Genomic DNA, 16,870 nt, shown 5'->3' with positions numbered 1-16,870 from the left:
TAGTGTGGGGTTTCCCCATGTGAGAGTAGGTCATCGTCAAGATTCATTTCGCAAAACCCCTATCTGCGCGAGCAGGTAGGGGTTTTGTCTTTTCCGCGGTCAAGAGCCGGCAGCATTCGCTGCCGAGAGCAAGCAGGTGGCCGACACCATTCGTAACCGCCTTTGCAAAGCACCATCTCCCACATTTCGAGTCTGAACACTAGAATAGAGCCGACTTTCCTATCAGAACTCCCTATGTCCAACCCTGCCGATCCCGAAGCGCTGGCCAGCCTGCCGCTGGAAGACCTCGTGGCTTGTCACGAGTGTGACCTGCTGCTGCGCAAGCCTGTGCTGCAGCATGGCGAGAAAGCCCAGTGTCCGCGCTGTGGCTACGAGCTCTATGCGCATCGTTACAATGTCGTCAATCGCAGCCTCGCGCTGGTGCTGACCGCGCTGTTTCTTTATATCCCGGCCAATTTCCTGCCTATCATGCAACTGCACCTGCTTGGCCAGACCGCTGACGACACGGTGTGGAGCGGTGTTCTGGGCCTGTACAACTCTGAAATGCGCGGCGTCGCCGTTGTGGTGTTCCTGTGCAGCATGGCTATTCCGTTGCTCAAGCTGCTGTGCCAACTCCTGGTACTGCTGAGCATTCGCCTGAATATCGGTCGTGGCCATGGCCTGTTGTTCTATCGCATCTATCATCACCTGCGGGAGTGGGGGATGCTCGAGGTGTACTTCATGGGCGTGCTGGTAGCGATCGTCAAGCTGGTCGACCTGGCGCAACTGACCGTCGGGCTCGGTTTGTTCTGCTTTATAAGCCTGTTGCTGGTGCAGGTCTGGCTGGAGGTGGTGATGTCGCCGCATCAGATATGGGTAGCGCTCTCCGGGGAGGATACCCATGCGGGCGATTGATGCCGGTATCCTGGTCTGCAACGAGTGTCACGAGCTCAATCGCCAGGAGCCGGGCAGCGACTCGCAGGCCTGCACTCGTTGTGGTGCCATCGTGCATGCGCGTCGCCCCAACAGTATCGTGCGCACCTGGGCGCTGCTCGTCACTGCGATGATCCTGTACATCCCGGCCAACCTGCTGCCGATCATGACCGTCAGCACCTTGGGCCAGGGCAGCCCGGACACCATCATGTCCGGGGTCATCACCCTGATGAAGCACGGCATGCTGCCCATTGCCGCGGTGGTATTCATTGCCAGTATTCTGGTGCCGACCTTCAAGCTGGTGGGCATTGGCCTGCTGCTTTACTCGGTGCAGCGTCATCAGCCGCTCTCGGCCCGGCAGCGGATCCTGATGTACCGCTTTATCGAATTCATCGGTCGCTGGTCGATGCTCGACATCTTCGTCATCGCCATTCTGGTGGCGGTGGTGAATTTCGGTCGCATCGCCAGTGTCGAAGCCAACCTGGGCGCCGTCGCCTTTGCCAGTGTGGTGATCCTGACGATGCTTGCTGCTTTAACTTTCGATCCCCGACTGATCTGGGATAACACGGAGTCGGACGACGACCATGAGTGACTTGCCAACGGCCAAAACACGCCCAGCCTCGAACTGGTCGGCCATCTGGATTCTGCCGCTGATCGCCCTGATGATCGGGGGCTGGCTTGCCTGGCAGGCCTATCGTGACGCTGGCGTGGAGATTCAGGTTCGTTTCGAAACCGGCGAGGGTATCGTCGCCAACAAGACCGAGGTGATCTACAAGGGCATGTCGGTGGGCAAGGTTACCAGCCTGGTGCTGGATGCCGAGGGCAGCAACACGGGTGTGATCGCCACCATCGAGATGAACAAGACGGCCGAGCCGCACATGAATAAAGGCACGCGCTTCTGGCTGGTCAAGCCGAGCGTCAGCCTGGCTGGGATCTCCGGGCTGGAGACACTGGTTTCCGGCAACTACATCGCCGTTGATCCAGGGCAGGGTGAACCTACCCGTCGCTTCACCGCACTGGCCGAGGCACCACCGCTTTCTGACAAGGAGCCCGGCCTGCACCTGACGCTCAAGGCCGAGCGCCTGGGCTCGCTCAATCGTGAGAGCCCGGTGTTCTACAAGCAGATCCAGGTGGGCAAGGTAAAAAGCTATCGCCTGTCAGACGACCACGGAACGGTCGAGATCAAGCTGTTCATCGAGCCTGAATACGCTGGTCTGGTGCGCAAACACACGCGTTTCTGGAATGCCAGCGGCATCAGCATCGATGCCAATCTGTCGGGCGTCAAGGTGCGCAGTGAATCGCTGTCGAGCATCGTGGCTGGGGGCATCGCCTTCGCTACTCCAGAGCATCGCAAGGACAGCCCGCCCACCGATCCGAGCCTTCCGTTCCGTCTCTATGAGGACTTCGAGGCAGCTCAGGCTGGTATCCGCATCAAGGTGCACCTGACCGATTACGAAGGCCTGCAGGCTGGACGTACCCCGGTGATGTACAAGGGTATCCAGGTGGGTTCCATGAAAACGCTGAAGATCGATGATGGCCTCGATGGCGCCATGGCCGAGCTCACGTTGGACCCGTTGGCCGAAGACTACCTGGTGGAAGGTACCCAGTTCTGGGTGGTCAAACCGTCCATTTCATTGGCGGGCATTACCGGCCTGGAGGCGCTGGTAAAGGGTAACTACATCGCCATTCGTCCGGGTGAGAAGGGCGCGCGACCGCAGCGTGAGTTCGAGGCCAGGGCCAAGGCGCCACCGCTCGATCTGAAGGCGCCGGGCCTGCACCTGGTTTTGTTCGCTGACACGCTCGGCTCGCTCGAGGTGGGTAGCCCGGTAACCTATCGCCAGGTCAAGGTCGGTAGCGTGCAGAGCTACCAGTTCGCACGCAACAGCAAGCGTATCCTGATTGGTGTCCATATCGAGAAAGAGTATGCCGGCCTGGTGAACGGTTCGACGCGCTTCTGGAATGCCAGCGGCATCACGCTCACCGGCGGCCTGTCGGGTATCAAGATCAAGAGTGAGTCGTTGCAGACCCTGATGGCTGGTGGCATCGCTTTCGACACGCCGCAGCAGAACGTGCCGCTCAAACGACACATTCCACGTTTCCGCCTGCTGGAGAACGAGGAGGCAGCCAACCGTGCCGGCACTCTCGTGACCATCCGTGTGGAGCGTGCCGATGGCCTCAAGCCCGGCACTCCGATCCGCTTCCGTGGCCTGGACGTAGGCAGCATTGAAAGCGTCGATCTGACCTCCGACCTGCAGGCTGTGCTGCTGCGTGCGCGGATCACCGATGCTGCGGACCGCATTGCCCGGACAGGCACGCAATTCTGGGTGGTGAAGCCTGCATTCGGGCTGGTGCGCACAGAGAACCTGGATACCCTGATCGGCGGTCAGTACCTGGAGGTACAGCCGGCATTGAAGAGCCAGGGCCCGCAGCGGGATTTCATCGCCTTGCCCGAAGCGCCGGAGGTGGTTGGTCAGGAAGTCGGTCTGCCGCTGACGTTGAGCGCCTCGCGTCGTGGTTCGATAAAGCCGGGTGTACCAGTCACCTATCGTGAAGTCCAGGTTGGCAAGGTCACGGGCTACGAACTGGGGCAGAGTGCGGATCGGGTGTTGATCCATATTCTGATCGAGCCACGTTATGCCGCCTTGGTACGGGGCGGCAGCCGCTTCTGGAACAGCAGTGGTTTCGGCTTTGACTGGGGGCTGTTCAAGGGGGCCACGGTGCGAACCGAATCGCTGGAAACCCTCATCGATGGAGGGATTGCCTTTGCAACGCCGGATGGCGAGCAGATGGGCAATCCCGCGCGGCCGCAGCAGACCTTTGCCTTGTTCGATAAACCGGATGATGCCTGGTTGCAGTGGGCACCGAAGATCCCGGTGGGCAAGTAGCAATGAGTCCGGGGCCGCTTATCGCGGCCCGGATTTCTTGGTTGATCTGTCGATGGCCAGCTAAATCGCAGGCAACAAAAAACCGACCCTAGGGTCGGTTTTTGTTAAAGCGCGTCGCTTAGGCAGCTGCAGCTTCTTTCAGCGCCTTGATGTGGCCATTCAGACGGCCTTTGTGGCGAGCAGCTTTATTCTTGTGGATGATGCCTTTATCGGCCATGCGGTCGATTACAGGCACAGCCAGAGTGTAAGCAGCTTGCGCTTTTTCGGCGTCTTTAGCGTCGATGGCCTTGACTACGTTCTTGATGTAGGTACGGACCATGGAACGCAGGCTGGCGTTGTGGCTGCGACGCTTCTCAGCCTGTTTTGCACGTTTCTTGGCGGAAGGTGTGTTGGCCACCGTCGAGCTCCTCGAAAGACTTTTGGGTAAATAGCAAACAAATAAGGCCGCGAATCATGCCGATGAGTCGGACGGATGTCAAGGCCAGTTGCAAGGATCTGCCGAGTGGCATGTGTGCGCGGAAGGAGAGATTCCTTTCTACGCAACGACCTGTAAACTCGGGAGTTTTTGGCACCCCTGCAAAGAAGCGGGATTATCGCACATCCGGGCGTCATCTGGCAGCGCTCTCAAGTCCCAGGCGTAAAACTTTTCGATGAACCTGCTCAAATCCCTGGCTGCAGTCAGCTCCATCACCATGATTTCGCGGGTGCTGGGTTTCGTTCGCGACACCATTCTGGCGCGGGTCTTCGGCGCTGGCATCGCCACCGACGCCTTCTTCATTGCCTTCAAACTGCCCAACCTGCTGCGGCGTATCTTCGCCGAGGGCGCGTTTTCCCAAGCCTTCGTGCCGATTCTTGCCGAATACAAGACCCAGCAGGGCGAGGAGGCCACGCGCACTTTCATCGCCTATGTCAGTGGCCTGCTCACGCTGGTCCTGGCTCTGGTCACTGCCCTGGGCATACTCGCCGCGCCCTGGGTGGTGTGGGTCACGGCCCCCGGCTTTGTCGACAGTGCCGAGAAATACGAACTCACCACCGCACTGTTGCGGGTGACGTTTCCTTATATATTGCTGATATCCCTGTCGTCGCTGGTCGGGGCGATCCTCAATACCTGGAACCGCTTCTCGGTGCCGGCCTTTACGCCGACCCTGCTGAACGTGGCGATGATCGCCTTCGCCGTGTTCCTCACCCCCTATTTCGACCCGCCGATCATGGCCCTGGCCTGGGGCGTGCTGGCGGGGGGGCTGGCCCAGCTGCTGTACCAGCTGCCAGCCTTGAAGAAGATCGGCATGCTCGTGCTGCCACGGCTGAACCTGCGCGATACCGGGGTATGGCGCGTGCTCAAGCAGATGCTGCCGGCGATCCTCGGAGTGTCGGTGAGCCAGATTTCGCTGATCATCAACACCATCTTCGCCTCCTTCCTGGTGGCCGGCTCGGTGTCCTGGATGTACTACGCCGACCGTCTGATGGAGCTTCCTTCCGGTGTGCTGGGCGTAGCCTTGGGCACCATTCTTCTGCCGACCCTGGCCAAGACCTACGCCAACAAGGACCGTGAAGAGTATTCGCGGATCCTCGACTGGGGCCTGCGCCTGTGCTTCCTGCTGGTGCTGCCTTGCACCCTGGCCCTGGCGATCCTCGCCGAGCCGCTGACCGTGGCGCTGTTCCAGTACGGCAAGTTCACCGCCACCGATGCCGCCATGACCCAGCGCGCACTGATCGCCTATTCGGTCGGTCTGCTGGCGATCATCCTGGTCAAGGTGCTTGCGCCTGGCTTCTACGCGCAGCAGAACATCCGTACGCCGGTGAAGATCGCCATCTTCACCCTGGTCTGCACGCAATTGTTCAACCTCGCCCTGATCGGCCCGCTGCAACATGCAGGTCTGGCCCTGGCCATCAGCCTGGGGGCCTGCCTCAACGCCGGGTTGCTGTTCTGGAAGCTGCGCAGCCAAGGCCTGTTCCAGCCCCAGGCCGGCTGGATGGTATTCCTGCTAAAGCTGGTACTGGCGGTGGCGCTGATGTCTGGCGTGCTGCTGCTGGGCATGCACTTCATGCCAGCCTGGGAGCAGGGCAACATGCTCGAGCGTTTCCTGCGCCTCGGCGCATTGATCGGCGCGGGTGTGGTGACCTACTTCGGGTGCCTGTTCCTGTGCGGTTTCCGCCCTCGGCACTTTGTCCGCAAGGCGCTGCACTGAGGTCGGGGCAGGGCCAGGCGTCGGTTTTTCGCATTCCACGGCCCACAGTGGCACTGCTGCCTGTCACCAGCGCCCCGGTGTGGTTATAATCGGCCACTTTATGAGCAAGAAGCGCGTTATGCAGCTGGTTCGAGGTCTTCACAACCTGCGCCCCGAGCACCGGGGCTGTGTCGCCACCATTGGCAACTTCGACGGGGTTCACCGGGGCCACCAGGCCATCCTGGCGCGCCTGCGTGAGCGCGGCCAGGAGCTGGGCCTGCCCACCTGCGTGGTGATCTTCGAGCCGCAGCCGCGGGAATATTTCGCCCCGGACACCGCGCCGGCCCGGCTGGCGCGTCTGCGCGACAAGGTCGAGCTGCTGGCCGACGAAGGCATTGACCGGGTGTTGTGCCTGGCCTTCAACCAGCGCCTGAGCCAGCTAAGCGCCGATCAGTTCGTCAAGGCGGTGCTGGTCGATGGCCTGGGCGTGCGTCACCTGGAAGTCGGCGACGACTTCCGCTTCGGCTGCGATCGTGCCGGCGACTTCGACTTCCTGGTCCAGGCCGGCCAGCAGTACGGTTTCACCGTCGAGGCGGCCAACACCGTGATCCAGGACGGCCTGCGCGTCAGCAGCACCGAAGTGCGCAAGGCCCTGGCCGAAGCCGACTTCGAGCTGGCCGAGCACTTGCTGGGCCGTCCGTATCGCATTACCGGGCGCGTGCTGCACGGCCAGAAACTGGCCCGCCAGCTCGGCACGCCCACCGCCAACATCCAGCTCAAGCGCCGTCGCGTGCCGCTGTCCGGGGTCTACCTGACCAGCATCGAGATCGACGGCACGCCTTGGCCGGGTGTCGGCAACATCGGGGTTCGTCCCACCGTCAAGGGTGATGGGCGTCCCCACCTGGAAATCCATCTCCTGGACTACACCGGCGACCTCTATGGCCGGCGTCTGACAGTGGAGTTCCACCACAAGCTGCGCGAGGAGCAGCGATTCGCCTCCCTGGAGGCGCTGAAGTCGGCGATCGACGCGGACATCGCCGCCGCACGTGCCCACTGGCACGCTCAACCGCTAACCAAGAGCCTGAAATGACCGACTACAAAGCCACGCTTAACCTTCCGGACACCGCCTTCCCCATGAAGGCCGGCCTGCCTCAGCGCGAACCGCAGATCCTGCAGCGCTGGGACAGCATTGGCCTGTACCGGAAGTTGCGCGAGATTGGCAAGGATCGTCCGAAGTTCGTCCTGCACGACGGCCCGCCCTATGCCAACGGCAAAATCCACATCGGTCACGCGCTGAACAAGATCCTCAAGGACATGATCGTCCGGTCCAAGACCTTGTCGGGCTTCGACGCGCCCTACGTGCCGGGCTGGGACTGCCATGGCCTGCCGATCGAGCACAAGGTCGAGGTCACCCATGGCAAGCACCTGACGCCCGACCAGACCCGCGAGCTGTGCCGCGCCTACGCCGCCGAGCAGATCGAAGGGCAGAAGAGCGAATTCATCCGCCTGGGCGTGCTGGGCGACTGGGACAACCCCTACAAAACCATGGACTTCGCCAACGAAGCTGGCGAGATCCGCGCCCTGGCCGAGATGGTCAAGCAAGGCTACGTGTTCAAGGGCCTCAAGCCGGTGAACTGGTGCTTCGATTGCGGTTCGGCCCTGGCCGAGGCCGAGGTCGAGTACGCCGACAAGAAATCCCAGACCATCGATGTCGCCTTCCCGATCGCCGACCAGGACAAACTGGCCGCCGCCTTCGGCCTGGCTTCGCTGAACAAGCCTGCCGCGATCGTGATCTGGACCACCACCCCCTGGACCATTCCGGCCAACCAGGCGCTGAACATCCACCCGGACTTCAACTACGCCCTGGTCGATACCGGCGAGCGCCTGCTGGTGCTGGCCGAGGAACTGGTCGAGTCGTGCCTGAAGCGTTACGCGCTGGAAGGCTCGGTAGTGGCCACCGCGCCAGGCAAGGCGCTGGAACTGATCAATTTCCGCCACCCGTTCTACGAGCGCCTGTCGCCCATCTACCTGGCCGAGTACGTCGAGCTGGGCGCCGGTACTGGCGTGGTCCACTCCGCGCCGGCCTACGGTGAGGACGACTTCGTCACCTGCAAGCGCTACGGCATGGTCAACGACGACATCCTCACGCCCGTGCAGAGCAACGGCGTGTACGCGCCATCGCTGGAGTTCTTCGGTGGCCAGTTCATCTGGAAGGCCAATCCGGCCATCGTCGAGAAGCTGCAGGAAGTCGGTGCGCTGCTGCACACCGAAACCATCAGCCACAGCTACATGCACTGCTGGCGCCACAAGACCCCGTTGATCTACCGCGCCACCGCACAGTGGTTCGTTGGCATGGACAAGCAGCCCAACAACGGTGAAAACCTGCGTGAGCGTGCGCTCAAGGCCATCGAAGACACCAAGTTCGTGCCGTCCTGGGGCCAGGCTCGCCTGCACGCGATGATCGCCAACCGTCCTGACTGGTGCATCTCGCGCCAGCGCAACTGGGGCGTACCTATCCCGTTCTTCCTCGACAAACAGACCGGCGAGCTGCACCCTCGCACCGTCGAGCTGATGGAAGAAGTGGCCAAGCGCGTCGAGAAACAAGGCATCGAGGCCTGGTTCAAGCTCGACGCCAAGGAGCTGCTGGGTGACGAGGCCGGCCAGTACGACAAGATCGCCGACACCCTCGACGTCTGGTTCGACTCCGGTACCACCCACTGGCACGTGCTGCGTGGCTCGCACGACATCGGCCATACCACCGGCCCGCGCGCCGACCTGTACCTGGAAGGCTCCGACCAGCACCGCGGCTGGTTCCACTCCTCCCTGCTGACCGGTTGCGCCATCGACGGCCACGCGCCGTACCGCGAGCTGCTGACCCACGGTTTCACCGTGGACGAGAACGGCCGCAAGATGTCCAAGTCGCTGGGTAACACCATCGAGCCGGAAAAGGTCAACAACACCCTGGGCGCCGACATCCTGCGCCTGTGGGTTTCCGCCACCGATTACTCCGGCGAGATGGCCGTTTCCGAGCAGATCCTGCAGCGCAGCGCCGACGCCTACCGGCGTATCCGCAACACCGCGCGCTTCCTGCTCTCCAACCTGTCCGGCTTCGATCCGGCGCGCGACCTGTTGCCGGCCGAAGACATGCTGGCCCTGGACCGCTGGGCGGTCGATCGCACCCTGCTGCTGCAGCGTGAGCTCGAAGAGAACTACGCCGAGTACCGGTTCTGGAACGTCTACTCCAAGGTGCACAACTTCTGCGTGCAGGAGCTGGGCGGCTTCTACCTCGACATCATCAAGGACCGCCAGTACACCACCGGCGCCAACAGCGTTGCGCGCCGCTCCTGCCAGACCGCGCTGTACCACATCAGCGAGGCGCTGGTGCGCTGGATCGCGCCGATCCTGGCCTTCACCGCCGACGAGATCTGGCAGTACCTGCCGGGCGAACGCAACGAGTCGGTCATGCTCAACACCTGGTATCAGGGCCTGAGCGAGCTGCCACAGGACAGCGAGCTGGATCGCGCCTACTGGGACCGCATCATGGCGGTCAAGGCGGCGGTCAACAAGGAGCTGGAGAACCAGCGCGTGGCCAAGGTCATCGGTGGCAACCTGCAAGCCGAAGTCACGCTCTTCGCCGAGGAAGGCCTGAGCGCCGACCTGGCCAAGCTGGGCGACGAGTTGCGCTTCGTGCTGATCACCTCTGCCGCCAGCGTGGTGCCGTTCGTCCAGGCGCCGGCCGAGGCGGTGACAACCGAAGTCGAAGGCCTCAAGCTGAAAGTGGTCAAGTCCGGCCACGCCAAGTGCGGCCGTTGCTGGCACTTCCGCGCCGACGTCGGCAGCCACCCGGAACACCCGGAGATCTGCGCTCGCTGCGTCGACAACATCAGCGGCAACGGTGAGGTGCGCCACTATGCCTAATCCTGCAGCGGGGCGCTTCGGGCGCCTTGCCTGGCTCTGGCTGAGCCTGGTGGTCCTGGTCCTCGACCAGGCCACCAAGCTGTATTTCGACAACGCCCTGACCATGTACCAGCAGATCGTGGTCATTCCCGACTACTTCAGCTGGACCTTGGCCTACAACACGGGCGCGGCCTTCAGTTTCCTGGCCGACAGCTCGGGCTGGCAGCGCTGGTTGTTCGCCCTGATCGCCGTGGTGGTCAGCGCCGTACTGGTGGTCTGGCTCAAGCGCCTGGGGCGCAACGAGACGTGGCTGGCGGTCGCGCTGGCCCTGGTGCTGGGTGGTGCCATCGGCAACCTGTGGGATCGCGTCGTGCTGGGGCATGTGGTCGACTTCATCCTCGTCCACTGGCGCAACACCCACTACTTCCCGGCCTTCAACCTGGCCGACAGTGCGATTACCGTCGGTGCGGTGATGCTGGCGCTGGACATGTTCAAGAGCAAGAAAACCGAGGAGCCGGTCCATGACTGAGACCCGTATCGGCCAGAACACCGAAGTCACCCTGCACTTCGCGCTGCACCTGGAAAACGGCGACACCGTCGACAGCACCTTCGACAAGGCACCCGCCGTGTTCAAGGTCGGCGATGGCAACCTGCTGCCGGGCTTCGAGACTGCACTGTTCGGCTTCAAGGCTGGCGACGAGCGCAAGCTGACCATCGCCCCTGAGAACGCCTTCGGTCAGCCCAACCCGCAGAACGTACAGGTGATGCCCCGTTCGCAGTTCGACGGCATGGAGCTGTCAGAGGGCCTGCTGGTGATCTTCAACGATGCCGCCAACACCGAACTTCCGGGTGTGGTGAAAGCCTTCGATGACAACCAGGTGACCATCGACTTCAACCATCCGCTGGCTGGCAAGACCCTGAACTTCGAGGTCAAGATCCTCGATGTGAAGGCGCTGTGAGCCTGGAGCCGAGCATGCAAATCAAACTCGCCAACCCGCGTGGCTTCTGCGCGGGTGTCGACCGGGCGATCGAGATCGTCAACCGTGCCCTGGAAGTTTTCGGGCCGCCGATCTACGTGCGCCACGAAGTGGTGCACAACAAGTTCGTCGTCGAGGACCTGCGCAACCGCGGCGCAATCTTCGTCGAAGAGCTGGATCAGGTCCCGGACGATGTGATCGTCATCTTCAGTGCCCACGGCGTCTCGCAAGCCGTGCGCCAGGAAGCGGCCGGTCGTGGCCTGAAGGTGTTCGACGCCACCTGTCCGCTGGTGACCAAGGTGCACATCGAGGTGGCCAAGTACAGCCGTGATGGCCGTGAATGCATTCTCATCGGTCATGCCGGACACCCGGAAGTCGAAGGCACCATGGGCCAGTATGACGCCAGCAACGGCGGCGCCATCTACCTCGTCGAGGACGAAAAGGATGTCGCCACCCTGCAGGTCCGCGATCCTGACCACCTGGCGTTCGTCACCCAGACCACGCTGTCGATGGACGACACCAGTCGCGTCATCGATGCCCTGCGTGCACGCTTCCCGAATATTGGTGGTCCGCGCAAGGATGATATCTGCTACGCCACCCAGAACCGTCAGGATGCGGTCAAGCAACTGGCCGATGAGTGTGATGTGGTGCTGGTGGTCGGCAGCCCGAACAGCTCCAACTCCAACCGTCTGCGCGAACTGGCCGAACGCATGAGCACGCCGGCCTACCTGATCGACGGTGCCGAAGACCTGCAGCGTGCCTGGTTCGACGGCGTCCAGCGCATCGGCATCACTGCAGGCGCTTCTGCGCCCGAGGTGCTGGTGCGTGGGGTGATCGAGCAGCTCAAGGCCTGGGGTGCTACGGGCGCTGAGGAGCTTGATGGACGTGAAGAGAACATCACCTTCTCGATGCCCAAGGAGCTGCGGGTTCGCTCGCTGATCTGATCAGGGGCCTGCGCAGCGCGGCGCTTCGCTCGCCCCGCTGCGCAGGCTGACTCGCCCGCTAGGTGCGACAACGACCCGATGCTGACTGCTGCCCTGCGCACGTTGGCAGATCTGCAAGGTGCCGCCGGAAAATGCGCCATTGTCGCGCAGCGGGACACCCAGGCCACTGAACCTCAGTTTTTCCAGGTTGGCAGCGATCCTCATGGGTCGGCCCAGCCGATGTTCGCGCAGCAGTTGTTGGTTGCCTTCCAGCACTGTTTGCCAACCCTTCCCCCAATCCCCCTCCAGCGGTTGCACCACAACGCTCCGGTTCTGCAGCAATGCGTCGCCACGTGCGCTTCGCAGGCTCTGTGCCAGGTCGCGGGCGGCTGCGGCCTGGCGAAGGTCTTCGGTCAAGTTGGCGTAGGCCGGTGCCGCGAGCTGTGTCAGAAGCGCGACCATGGCCAGTACGCTCATCATTTGTATCAGTGTTACTCCCTGTTGCCGCATCGTGCATTCCTCCCTGGAAGTGCTTCGCTGTAGCTTCGGTGCTGCGGACCAGGAGGTCCAGTCAGCCAGGCCGATCAGGCTTGGCGGGAAATTTCGCAGGAGGCGAAACCATGGTGCACAGGGAGCAGGGCATGACCTTGCTGGAAGTGGTGTTGGCAGTGCTGGTGCTGTCGCTCGGCTTGTTCGCCGCGGCGGCATCGCAGATACGCGCAGTGCAGGCCGGCGAGGGCGCGCGGCGCGATGCACAGGCGGTGCAGTTGGCGCACCTGTTGTTCGAGCGTGTGAGGGCGAGCGGTACGCTTGAACCCGAGGCGCTGCACGGCTGGCGCGCCCTGATAGGTTCATTGCTGGACGAGCGCGGTGAGGGGCGGGCGGTCGTGGCCGGAGAATGGTTGCAGCTGGAGATTCGCTGGCACGACCCACGCAGCAGCGAGGCGCAGGTCATCGCTCTGCAGGGCAGGGTGCTGCCATGACGCCTCGACAACGAGGCTTCGGCCTGTTGGAGGCCCTGCTGGCACTGGCCTTGGGCTTGATACTGCTGGCCGCTGCGGGGCAAGCTCTGGTGTCGGCCCAGCAAGCCTGGCGCGTGCAAGGCGCGCTGTCGCGGATGCAGGATGACGCCTCGCTCGCCTTTCAGCGGCTGGCGCAGGACATTCGCATGACCGGCATGTTTGGCTGCCTGGCACCCGAAGCCATCGAGTTCATCGACCCCTCTGCTGCACAGGCCTTCGCCCAGCCGTTGCAGATATCCCATGCCGGCGATGGTCGCGAGGTCACGCTCAGCCTGGTGACGGCCGACGTGCGAGGGGCAGGAGGCAACCCGGATTGGACGCTGCTCACCGATTGCCTCACCTGGGCCGAGGTTCATCCGGCACGCCAGGCCGGTAGTAGCACTACGCTGGCGTTCCCGGTGCGGCGGCAGACCTACCGCTTTCAAGGCGACGGCCTGATGCTCAGCGGCGGCGGCATGAATGCCGTGCTCATCGACAATGTGCGTGCTTTTCGTGTCACCCGTGTCGTGGGCAATGAGGGGGAGCGCGTGGACCTGCAGTTGACCCTTGGTGACCCTGTGCTGGGCATCGAGCGGAACTACGCGCTGAGCGTTGCGCTGCGCAACCGGTTGCCACCGTCATGAGCGCCCAGCGCGGGATGGTCTTGCTGCTGGCCCTGGTACTGAGCCTGCTGCTTGGCCTGTTCGCCATCTCGGCCCTGCGTGACACGTTGCAGCAGATGGCGTTGGCGGGCAGCGCGCTGGCGGCGGCGCGCGCCTTTGAAGAGGCCGAGGCGAGCCTGCTGGCGGGCGCGCTGCAGCTTGCCCTGGCGCCCCCCTCACCCTGCCAGGTGTGCGCCCCACCGCCCGCACCCCATGGCCTGATCGATGGGCAGCCACCGTGGCAGGCCAGCGAGCACGGTTTCTTTCTGGTGCAGCAACTGGGTGTTAGTACCCGCGCTGCGCACATGCCGGAAGGGGCGAGGGTGGTCCTGTTCCGGATCACTGCGGTAAGCCGTCAGGCCCGCGCACGGCAGGTATTGGAGGCGATCTATGCGGTCGAGCCCGGACAGGCGCTGGCACCCCGGCGTATCGCCTGGCGCCAGCGATTCAGGGAGTCTTGAAATGCAACGTGGCCTTAGCCTTATGGAGCTGTTGCTTGTCGTGGCCGTGACCGGCATTCTGGCGAGCGTTGCCTATCCCAGCTACAGCGACCAGCTTCGGCGTGCCGCGCGCGGCGAAGCGGTCGGCCTGCTGCACGATACCGCCCAGCGTCTGCAATACCACTACGCCCGTACCGGCCAGTATGCCGACAACGAGCAGTGGCAGACGCCGCTGCCCGAGGGTAGCCGTTTCTACCGCCTGCGCGCCTGGCGCGAGCACGGCCAGTATCGGCTGCTGGCCGAGCGTCAGCCCCAGGGGCTGATGGCGCGTGATCGCTGTGGCGACTACCAGCTTGACCAGGCCGGTGTGCGTACGAATCCTGGGGCGCTGGATGAGGCGGATTGTTGGTGAGGCGTTTTTACTTCAGGTGTTGGATCGACAGATGAGCAAGCACGTAGTGATTGTCGGTGGCGGGGTGATCGGTCTGCTGACTGCCTTCAACCTGGCCGCAAAGGTTGACCGTGTGGTGGTGTGCGACCAGGGCGAGGTCGGTCGTGAGTCGTCCTGGGCCGGCGGTGGTATCGTCTCGCCCCTGTATCCGTGGCGCTACAGCCCGGCGGTGACCGCCCTGGCGCATTGGTCGCAGGATTTCTATCCACAGTTGGGCGAGCGTCTGTTCGCCAGCACGGGTGTCGACCCTGAAGTGCACACCACCGGTTTGTACTGGCTCGACCTCGACGATGAAGCCCAAGCCCTGGCCTGGGCTGCACGCGAACACCGTCCCTTGAGCGCCGTCGACATCTCGGCGGCCTATGACGCCGTGCCGGGGCTCGGCCCAGGCTATCAGCACGCGATCTACATGGCCGGTGTGGCCAACGTACGCAACCCGCGCCTGGTGAAGTCGCTGAAAGCCGCGTTGCTGGCACTGCCCAACGTCAGCCTGCGCGAACACTGCCAGATCAGCGGTTTCGTCCAGAAAGACGGGCGCGTGACCGGCGTGCTGACGGATGAAGGCGTGCTGGCCGCCGACGAAGTGGTGCTCAGTGCCGGTGCCTGGAGTGGCGACCTGTTGCGCACCCTCGAGCTGGAGTTGCCGGTTGAGCCGGTAAAGGGCCAGATGATCCTGTTCAAGTGCGATGCCGACTTTCTGCCGAGCATGGTACTGGCCAAGGGGCGCTATGCGATTCCGCGGCGCGACGGGCATATCCTGGTGGGCAGCACGCTTGAGCACGAGGGTTACGACAAGACCCCGACCGAGATTGCGCTGCAAAGTCTGCGGGCGTCGGCGATCGAGCTGTTGCCGCAATTGAAGGACGCACCGGTCGTGGGGCATTGGGCCGGGCTGCGACCGGGCTCGCCTGAAGGTATTCCCTACATCGGGCCGGTGCCTGGGCACGCCGGGCTGTGGCTCAACTGCGGGCATTACCGCAACGGTCTGGTGCTGGCGCCTGCTTCGTGCCAGTTGTTTACCGACCTGCTGACCGGCGCCGAGCCGATAATCGATCCTGCCCCCTACGCCCCGGCCGGGCGTCTGGGCTGACAACACGCAGCGGCCTCGCGTCGCGCAAGGCCGCTGCGTGTTTTGCACAGACCTCAGTGCCGGTGCGGCGCCTGCAGGTGCCGACTCGGGTAATGCTGTTCGTACACCTTGCACACCCTGAGCACCTGTTCATCGGCAAAGCGCGCGCCCACTACTTGCAGCCCCACCGGCAACCCCTCGCGGGTGAAGCCGCAGGGGACCGACGCCGCAGGCTGCTGGGTCAGGTTGAACGGGTAGCTGAAGGGCGTCCATTCCATCCACTGCGCCATGCCCGACCCTGGCGGCACGTTGTGCCCGGCTTCGAATGCGACCAGTGGCAGCATCGGTGAGAGCAGCACGTCATGACGCTGGTGGAAGGCGTTCATCTGCGCGATCAGCTCGGCACGTGCTTCCAGTGCCTGGGTGTAATCGGCCAGGCTGATGCCAGCCCCCTGCTCGGCGATCCCGCGCAGGCCCGGGTCGAGCAAGTCCCGTTGTGCCTCGCTCAGTCCACTGGCCAAGCGTGCCGCGCCCGCGAACCACAGGGTATTGAAGGTCTGCAGCGGGTCGCTGAACCCTGGATCGACTTCCTCCACCGTCGCCCCCAGGCGCGCCAGGCGTTGCACGGCTTGGGCCACCAGTGCCTGGATCTGCGGATCGACCTGTATGTAGCCGAAGTCGGCGCTGTAGGCGATACGCAGGCCGCGCAGGTCTGTCGAGTCGTCCAGCCAGGGCGACTGGCGTGGGGCTCCGGCCAGGCCGTCGCGCGGGTCGGGGCGGGCTACGCTGTCGAGCATCAGCACGGCGTCATCCACCGTACGGGTCATCGGCCCCAGGTGCGACAGCACGGTCATGGCGCTGGCTGGCCACTGCGGTACGTAGCCGAAGGTCGGCTTGATGCCGAAGGTACCGGTGAAGGCGCAGGGGATTCGAATCGAGCCACCGGCATCGCTGCCCTGGTGCAGCACGCCGAGATTGAGCGCCGCTGCTGCTGCCGCACCGCCAGACGACCCGCCAGCGGTCAGGCGGGTATCCCAGGGGTTGCGGGTGATGCCGTACAACGGGTTGTCGGTGACCCCTTTCCAGCCGAACTCCGGCGTGGTGGTCTTGCCCACCAGCACGGCGCCGGCCTCGCGCATGAAGGCGCTGAACGGTGCATCGACTTCCCATGGTCCGACGCCTGAGCTGGTGCGTGAGCCCTTGCGTGTCGGCATGCCGCGGGTCAAGGTCAGGTCCTTGATCGACGCGGGCAAGCCGTCCAGGCGTCCGCACGGCTCGCCACGCTGCCAGCGGCGTTCGCTGGCGCGGGCAGCGGCGCGTGCGCCTTCGCCGTCGACATGGCAGTAGGCGTTGACGGCGGGGTTGTGCAGGTCGATGCGGGCCAGCACGTCGTCGATCACTTCGAGGGGCGACAACTGGCGGCGGCGGTACAGTTCGAGCAGCTCGGTGGCACTGAATTCACCGATGGCGGTCTTGCCTGTCATC

General features: G+C 63.5%; 17 protein-coding genes. 14 read left to right on the top strand and 3 right to left on the bottom strand.

The window, feature by feature from the left end:
- The first annotated feature begins 234 nt into the window (after positions 1-234).
- The 3 genes from F6X62_RS22590 to F6X62_RS22580 are packed head-to-tail and all read left to right on the top strand — an operon-like array spanning position 235 to position 3,797.
- Entirely contained in the window at positions 235-894 is a 660-nt protein-coding gene (locus tag F6X62_RS22590) for a paraquat-inducible protein A (protein ID WP_065863427.1), read from the top strand.
- Entirely contained in the window at positions 881-1,504 is a 624-nt protein-coding gene (locus F6X62_RS22585; protein WP_054895092.1) for a paraquat-inducible protein A, read from the top strand. Before F6X62_RS22590 ends, F6X62_RS22585 begins: the two co-directional genes overlap by 14 nt.
- A complete protein-coding gene (locus F6X62_RS22580; protein ID WP_153774758.1) occupies positions 1,497-3,797 on the top strand; it encodes a PqiB family protein in 2,301 nt (766 codons plus the stop codon). The genes F6X62_RS22585 and F6X62_RS22580 overlap by 8 nt, the downstream gene beginning before the upstream one ends.
- A 118-nt stretch (positions 3,798-3,915) precedes the next feature.
- Here F6X62_RS22580 and rpsT read toward each other — a convergent pair whose 3' ends face one another.
- Positions 3,916-4,194 carry a 30S ribosomal protein S20 gene (gene rpsT, locus F6X62_RS22575; protein ID WP_029614579.1) on the bottom strand — a complete coding sequence of 93 codons (279 nt, stop codon included), beginning with the start codon at positions 4,192-4,194 and terminating at the stop codon, positions 3,916-3,918.
- Positions 4,195-4,447: 253 nt separating this feature from the next.
- Between rpsT and murJ the strand changes: the two genes are divergently transcribed.
- From murJ to ispH, 6 genes are all read left to right on the top strand, one after another.
- On the top strand, positions 4,448-5,986 hold the full coding sequence (murJ, locus tag F6X62_RS22570; RefSeq protein WP_054895094.1) for a murein biosynthesis integral membrane protein MurJ: 1,539 nt from the start codon (positions 4,448-4,450) through the stop codon (positions 5,984-5,986).
- A gap of 118 nt (positions 5,987-6,104) precedes the next feature.
- Complete coding sequence (ribF, locus tag F6X62_RS22565) at positions 6,105-7,055, top strand: bifunctional riboflavin kinase/FAD synthetase (RefSeq protein ID WP_151926492.1); 951 nt, start codon at positions 6,105-6,107, stop codon at positions 7,053-7,055.
- A complete protein-coding gene (ileS, locus tag F6X62_RS22560) occupies positions 7,052-9,883 on the top strand; it encodes an isoleucine--tRNA ligase (RefSeq protein ID WP_151926493.1) in 2,832 nt (943 codons plus the stop codon). Before ribF ends, ileS begins: the two co-directional genes overlap by 4 nt.
- Positions 9,876-10,391 carry a signal peptidase II gene (gene lspA / locus F6X62_RS22555; RefSeq protein WP_054895097.1) on the top strand — a complete coding sequence of 172 codons (516 nt, stop codon included), beginning with the start codon at positions 9,876-9,878 and terminating at the stop codon, positions 10,389-10,391. The genes ileS and lspA overlap by 8 nt, the downstream gene beginning before the upstream one ends.
- Positions 10,384-10,821 (top strand): peptidylprolyl isomerase, encoded by a 438-nt coding sequence (locus F6X62_RS22550; protein ID WP_065863423.1) that lies wholly within the window; start codon positions 10,384-10,386, stop codon positions 10,819-10,821. Before lspA ends, F6X62_RS22550 begins: the two co-directional genes overlap by 8 nt.
- Positions 10,822-10,835: 14 nt before the next feature.
- On the top strand, positions 10,836-11,783 hold the full coding sequence (ispH, locus tag F6X62_RS22545; protein ID WP_063542800.1) for a 4-hydroxy-3-methylbut-2-enyl diphosphate reductase: 948 nt from the start codon (positions 10,836-10,838) through the stop codon (positions 11,781-11,783).
- On the opposite strand, the gene F6X62_RS22540 is transcribed toward ispH, so the two are convergent.
- Positions 11,784-12,272: a GspH/FimT family pseudopilin gene (locus F6X62_RS22540; protein ID WP_112897288.1), complete on the bottom strand. Its 489-nt coding sequence runs from the start codon at positions 12,270-12,272 to the stop codon at positions 11,784-11,786.
- A 110-nt stretch (positions 12,273-12,382) separates the two neighbouring features.
- On the opposite strand from F6X62_RS22540, the gene F6X62_RS25720 reads away from it, so the two are divergent.
- The 5 genes from F6X62_RS25720 to thiO are packed head-to-tail and all read left to right on the top strand — an operon-like array spanning position 12,383 to position 15,406.
- Positions 12,383-12,745 carry a prepilin-type N-terminal cleavage/methylation domain-containing protein gene (locus F6X62_RS25720; RefSeq protein ID WP_371926325.1) on the top strand — a complete coding sequence of 121 codons (363 nt, stop codon included), beginning with the start codon at positions 12,383-12,385 and terminating at the stop codon, positions 12,743-12,745.
- Positions 12,742-13,407: a PilW family protein gene (locus F6X62_RS22530; RefSeq protein WP_153774757.1), complete on the top strand. Its 666-nt coding sequence runs from the start codon at positions 12,742-12,744 to the stop codon at positions 13,405-13,407. The genes F6X62_RS25720 and F6X62_RS22530 overlap by 4 nt, the downstream gene beginning before the upstream one ends.
- Entirely contained in the window at positions 13,404-13,886 is a 483-nt protein-coding gene (locus tag F6X62_RS22525) for a hypothetical protein (protein ID WP_153774756.1), read from the top strand. Before F6X62_RS22530 ends, F6X62_RS22525 begins: the two co-directional genes overlap by 4 nt.
- Before the next feature lies 1 nt (position 13,887).
- Positions 13,888-14,277 carry a type IV pilin protein gene (locus tag F6X62_RS22520; RefSeq protein WP_153774755.1) on the top strand — a complete coding sequence of 130 codons (390 nt, stop codon included), beginning with the start codon at positions 13,888-13,890 and terminating at the stop codon, positions 14,275-14,277.
- 31 nt (positions 14,278-14,308) lie between these two features.
- Positions 14,309-15,406, top strand: coding sequence for a glycine oxidase ThiO (gene thiO / locus F6X62_RS22515; protein ID WP_153774754.1), 1,098 nt, complete (start codon positions 14,309-14,311; stop codon positions 15,404-15,406).
- A gap of 53 nt (positions 15,407-15,459) precedes the next feature.
- On the opposite strand, the gene F6X62_RS22510 is transcribed toward thiO, so the two are convergent.
- Complete coding sequence (locus F6X62_RS22510; RefSeq protein WP_153774753.1) at positions 15,460-16,869, bottom strand: amidase; 1,410 nt, start codon at positions 16,867-16,869, stop codon at positions 15,460-15,462.
- Between the last annotated feature and the right edge of the window lies 1 nt (position 16,870).

The sequence above is a fragment of the Pseudomonas sp. MNR3A genome, from assembly GCF_009650575.1.
In the GTDB taxonomy this organism is placed as follows: Bacteria; Pseudomonadota; Gammaproteobacteria; order Pseudomonadales; family Pseudomonadaceae; genus Aquipseudomonas; species Aquipseudomonas machongensis.
The sequence above is the reverse complement of the archived record's forward strand: the minus strand, read 5'-3'. Positions and strand labels throughout refer to the sequence as shown.

What these genes read in the sequence shown, in the direction of transcription:
- F6X62_RS22590 (WP_065863427.1), top strand. Translation starts at nt 235, where the DNA reads ATGTCCAACCCTGCCGATCCCGAAGCGCTGGCCAGCCTGCCGCTGGAA.
- F6X62_RS22510 (WP_153774753.1), bottom strand. Translation starts at nt 16,869, where the DNA reads ATGACAGGCAAGACCGCCATCGGTGAATTCAGTGCCACCGAGCTGCTC.
- F6X62_RS22580 (WP_153774758.1), top strand. Translation starts at nt 1,497, where the DNA reads ATGAGTGACTTGCCAACGGCCAAAACACGCCCAGCCTCGAACTGGTCG.
- F6X62_RS25720 (WP_371926325.1), top strand. Translation starts at nt 12,383, where the DNA reads ATGGTGCACAGGGAGCAGGGCATGACCTTGCTGGAAGTGGTGTTGGCA.
- lspA (WP_054895097.1), top strand. Translation starts at nt 9,876, where the DNA reads ATGCCTAATCCTGCAGCGGGGCGCTTCGGGCGCCTTGCCTGGCTCTGG.
- F6X62_RS22550 (WP_065863423.1), top strand. Translation starts at nt 10,384, where the DNA reads ATGACTGAGACCCGTATCGGCCAGAACACCGAAGTCACCCTGCACTTC.
- ispH (WP_063542800.1), top strand. Translation starts at nt 10,836, where the DNA reads ATGCAAATCAAACTCGCCAACCCGCGTGGCTTCTGCGCGGGTGTCGAC.
- F6X62_RS22585 (WP_054895092.1), top strand. Translation starts at nt 881, where the DNA reads ATGCGGGCGATTGATGCCGGTATCCTGGTCTGCAACGAGTGTCACGAG.
- murJ (WP_054895094.1), top strand. Translation starts at nt 4,448, where the DNA reads ATGAACCTGCTCAAATCCCTGGCTGCAGTCAGCTCCATCACCATGATT.
- thiO (WP_153774754.1), top strand. Translation starts at nt 14,309, where the DNA reads ATGAGCAAGCACGTAGTGATTGTCGGTGGCGGGGTGATCGGTCTGCTG.
- F6X62_RS22540 (WP_112897288.1), bottom strand. Translation starts at nt 12,272, where the DNA reads ATGCGGCAACAGGGAGTAACACTGATACAAATGATGAGCGTACTGGCC.
- ileS (WP_151926493.1), top strand. Translation starts at nt 7,052, where the DNA reads ATGACCGACTACAAAGCCACGCTTAACCTTCCGGACACCGCCTTCCCC.
- F6X62_RS22520 (WP_153774755.1), top strand. Translation starts at nt 13,888, where the DNA reads ATGCAACGTGGCCTTAGCCTTATGGAGCTGTTGCTTGTCGTGGCCGTG.
- F6X62_RS22525 (WP_153774756.1), top strand. Translation starts at nt 13,404, where the DNA reads ATGAGCGCCCAGCGCGGGATGGTCTTGCTGCTGGCCCTGGTACTGAGC.
- F6X62_RS22530 (WP_153774757.1), top strand. Translation starts at nt 12,742, where the DNA reads ATGACGCCTCGACAACGAGGCTTCGGCCTGTTGGAGGCCCTGCTGGCA.
- ribF (WP_151926492.1), top strand. Translation starts at nt 6,105, where the DNA reads ATGCAGCTGGTTCGAGGTCTTCACAACCTGCGCCCCGAGCACCGGGGC.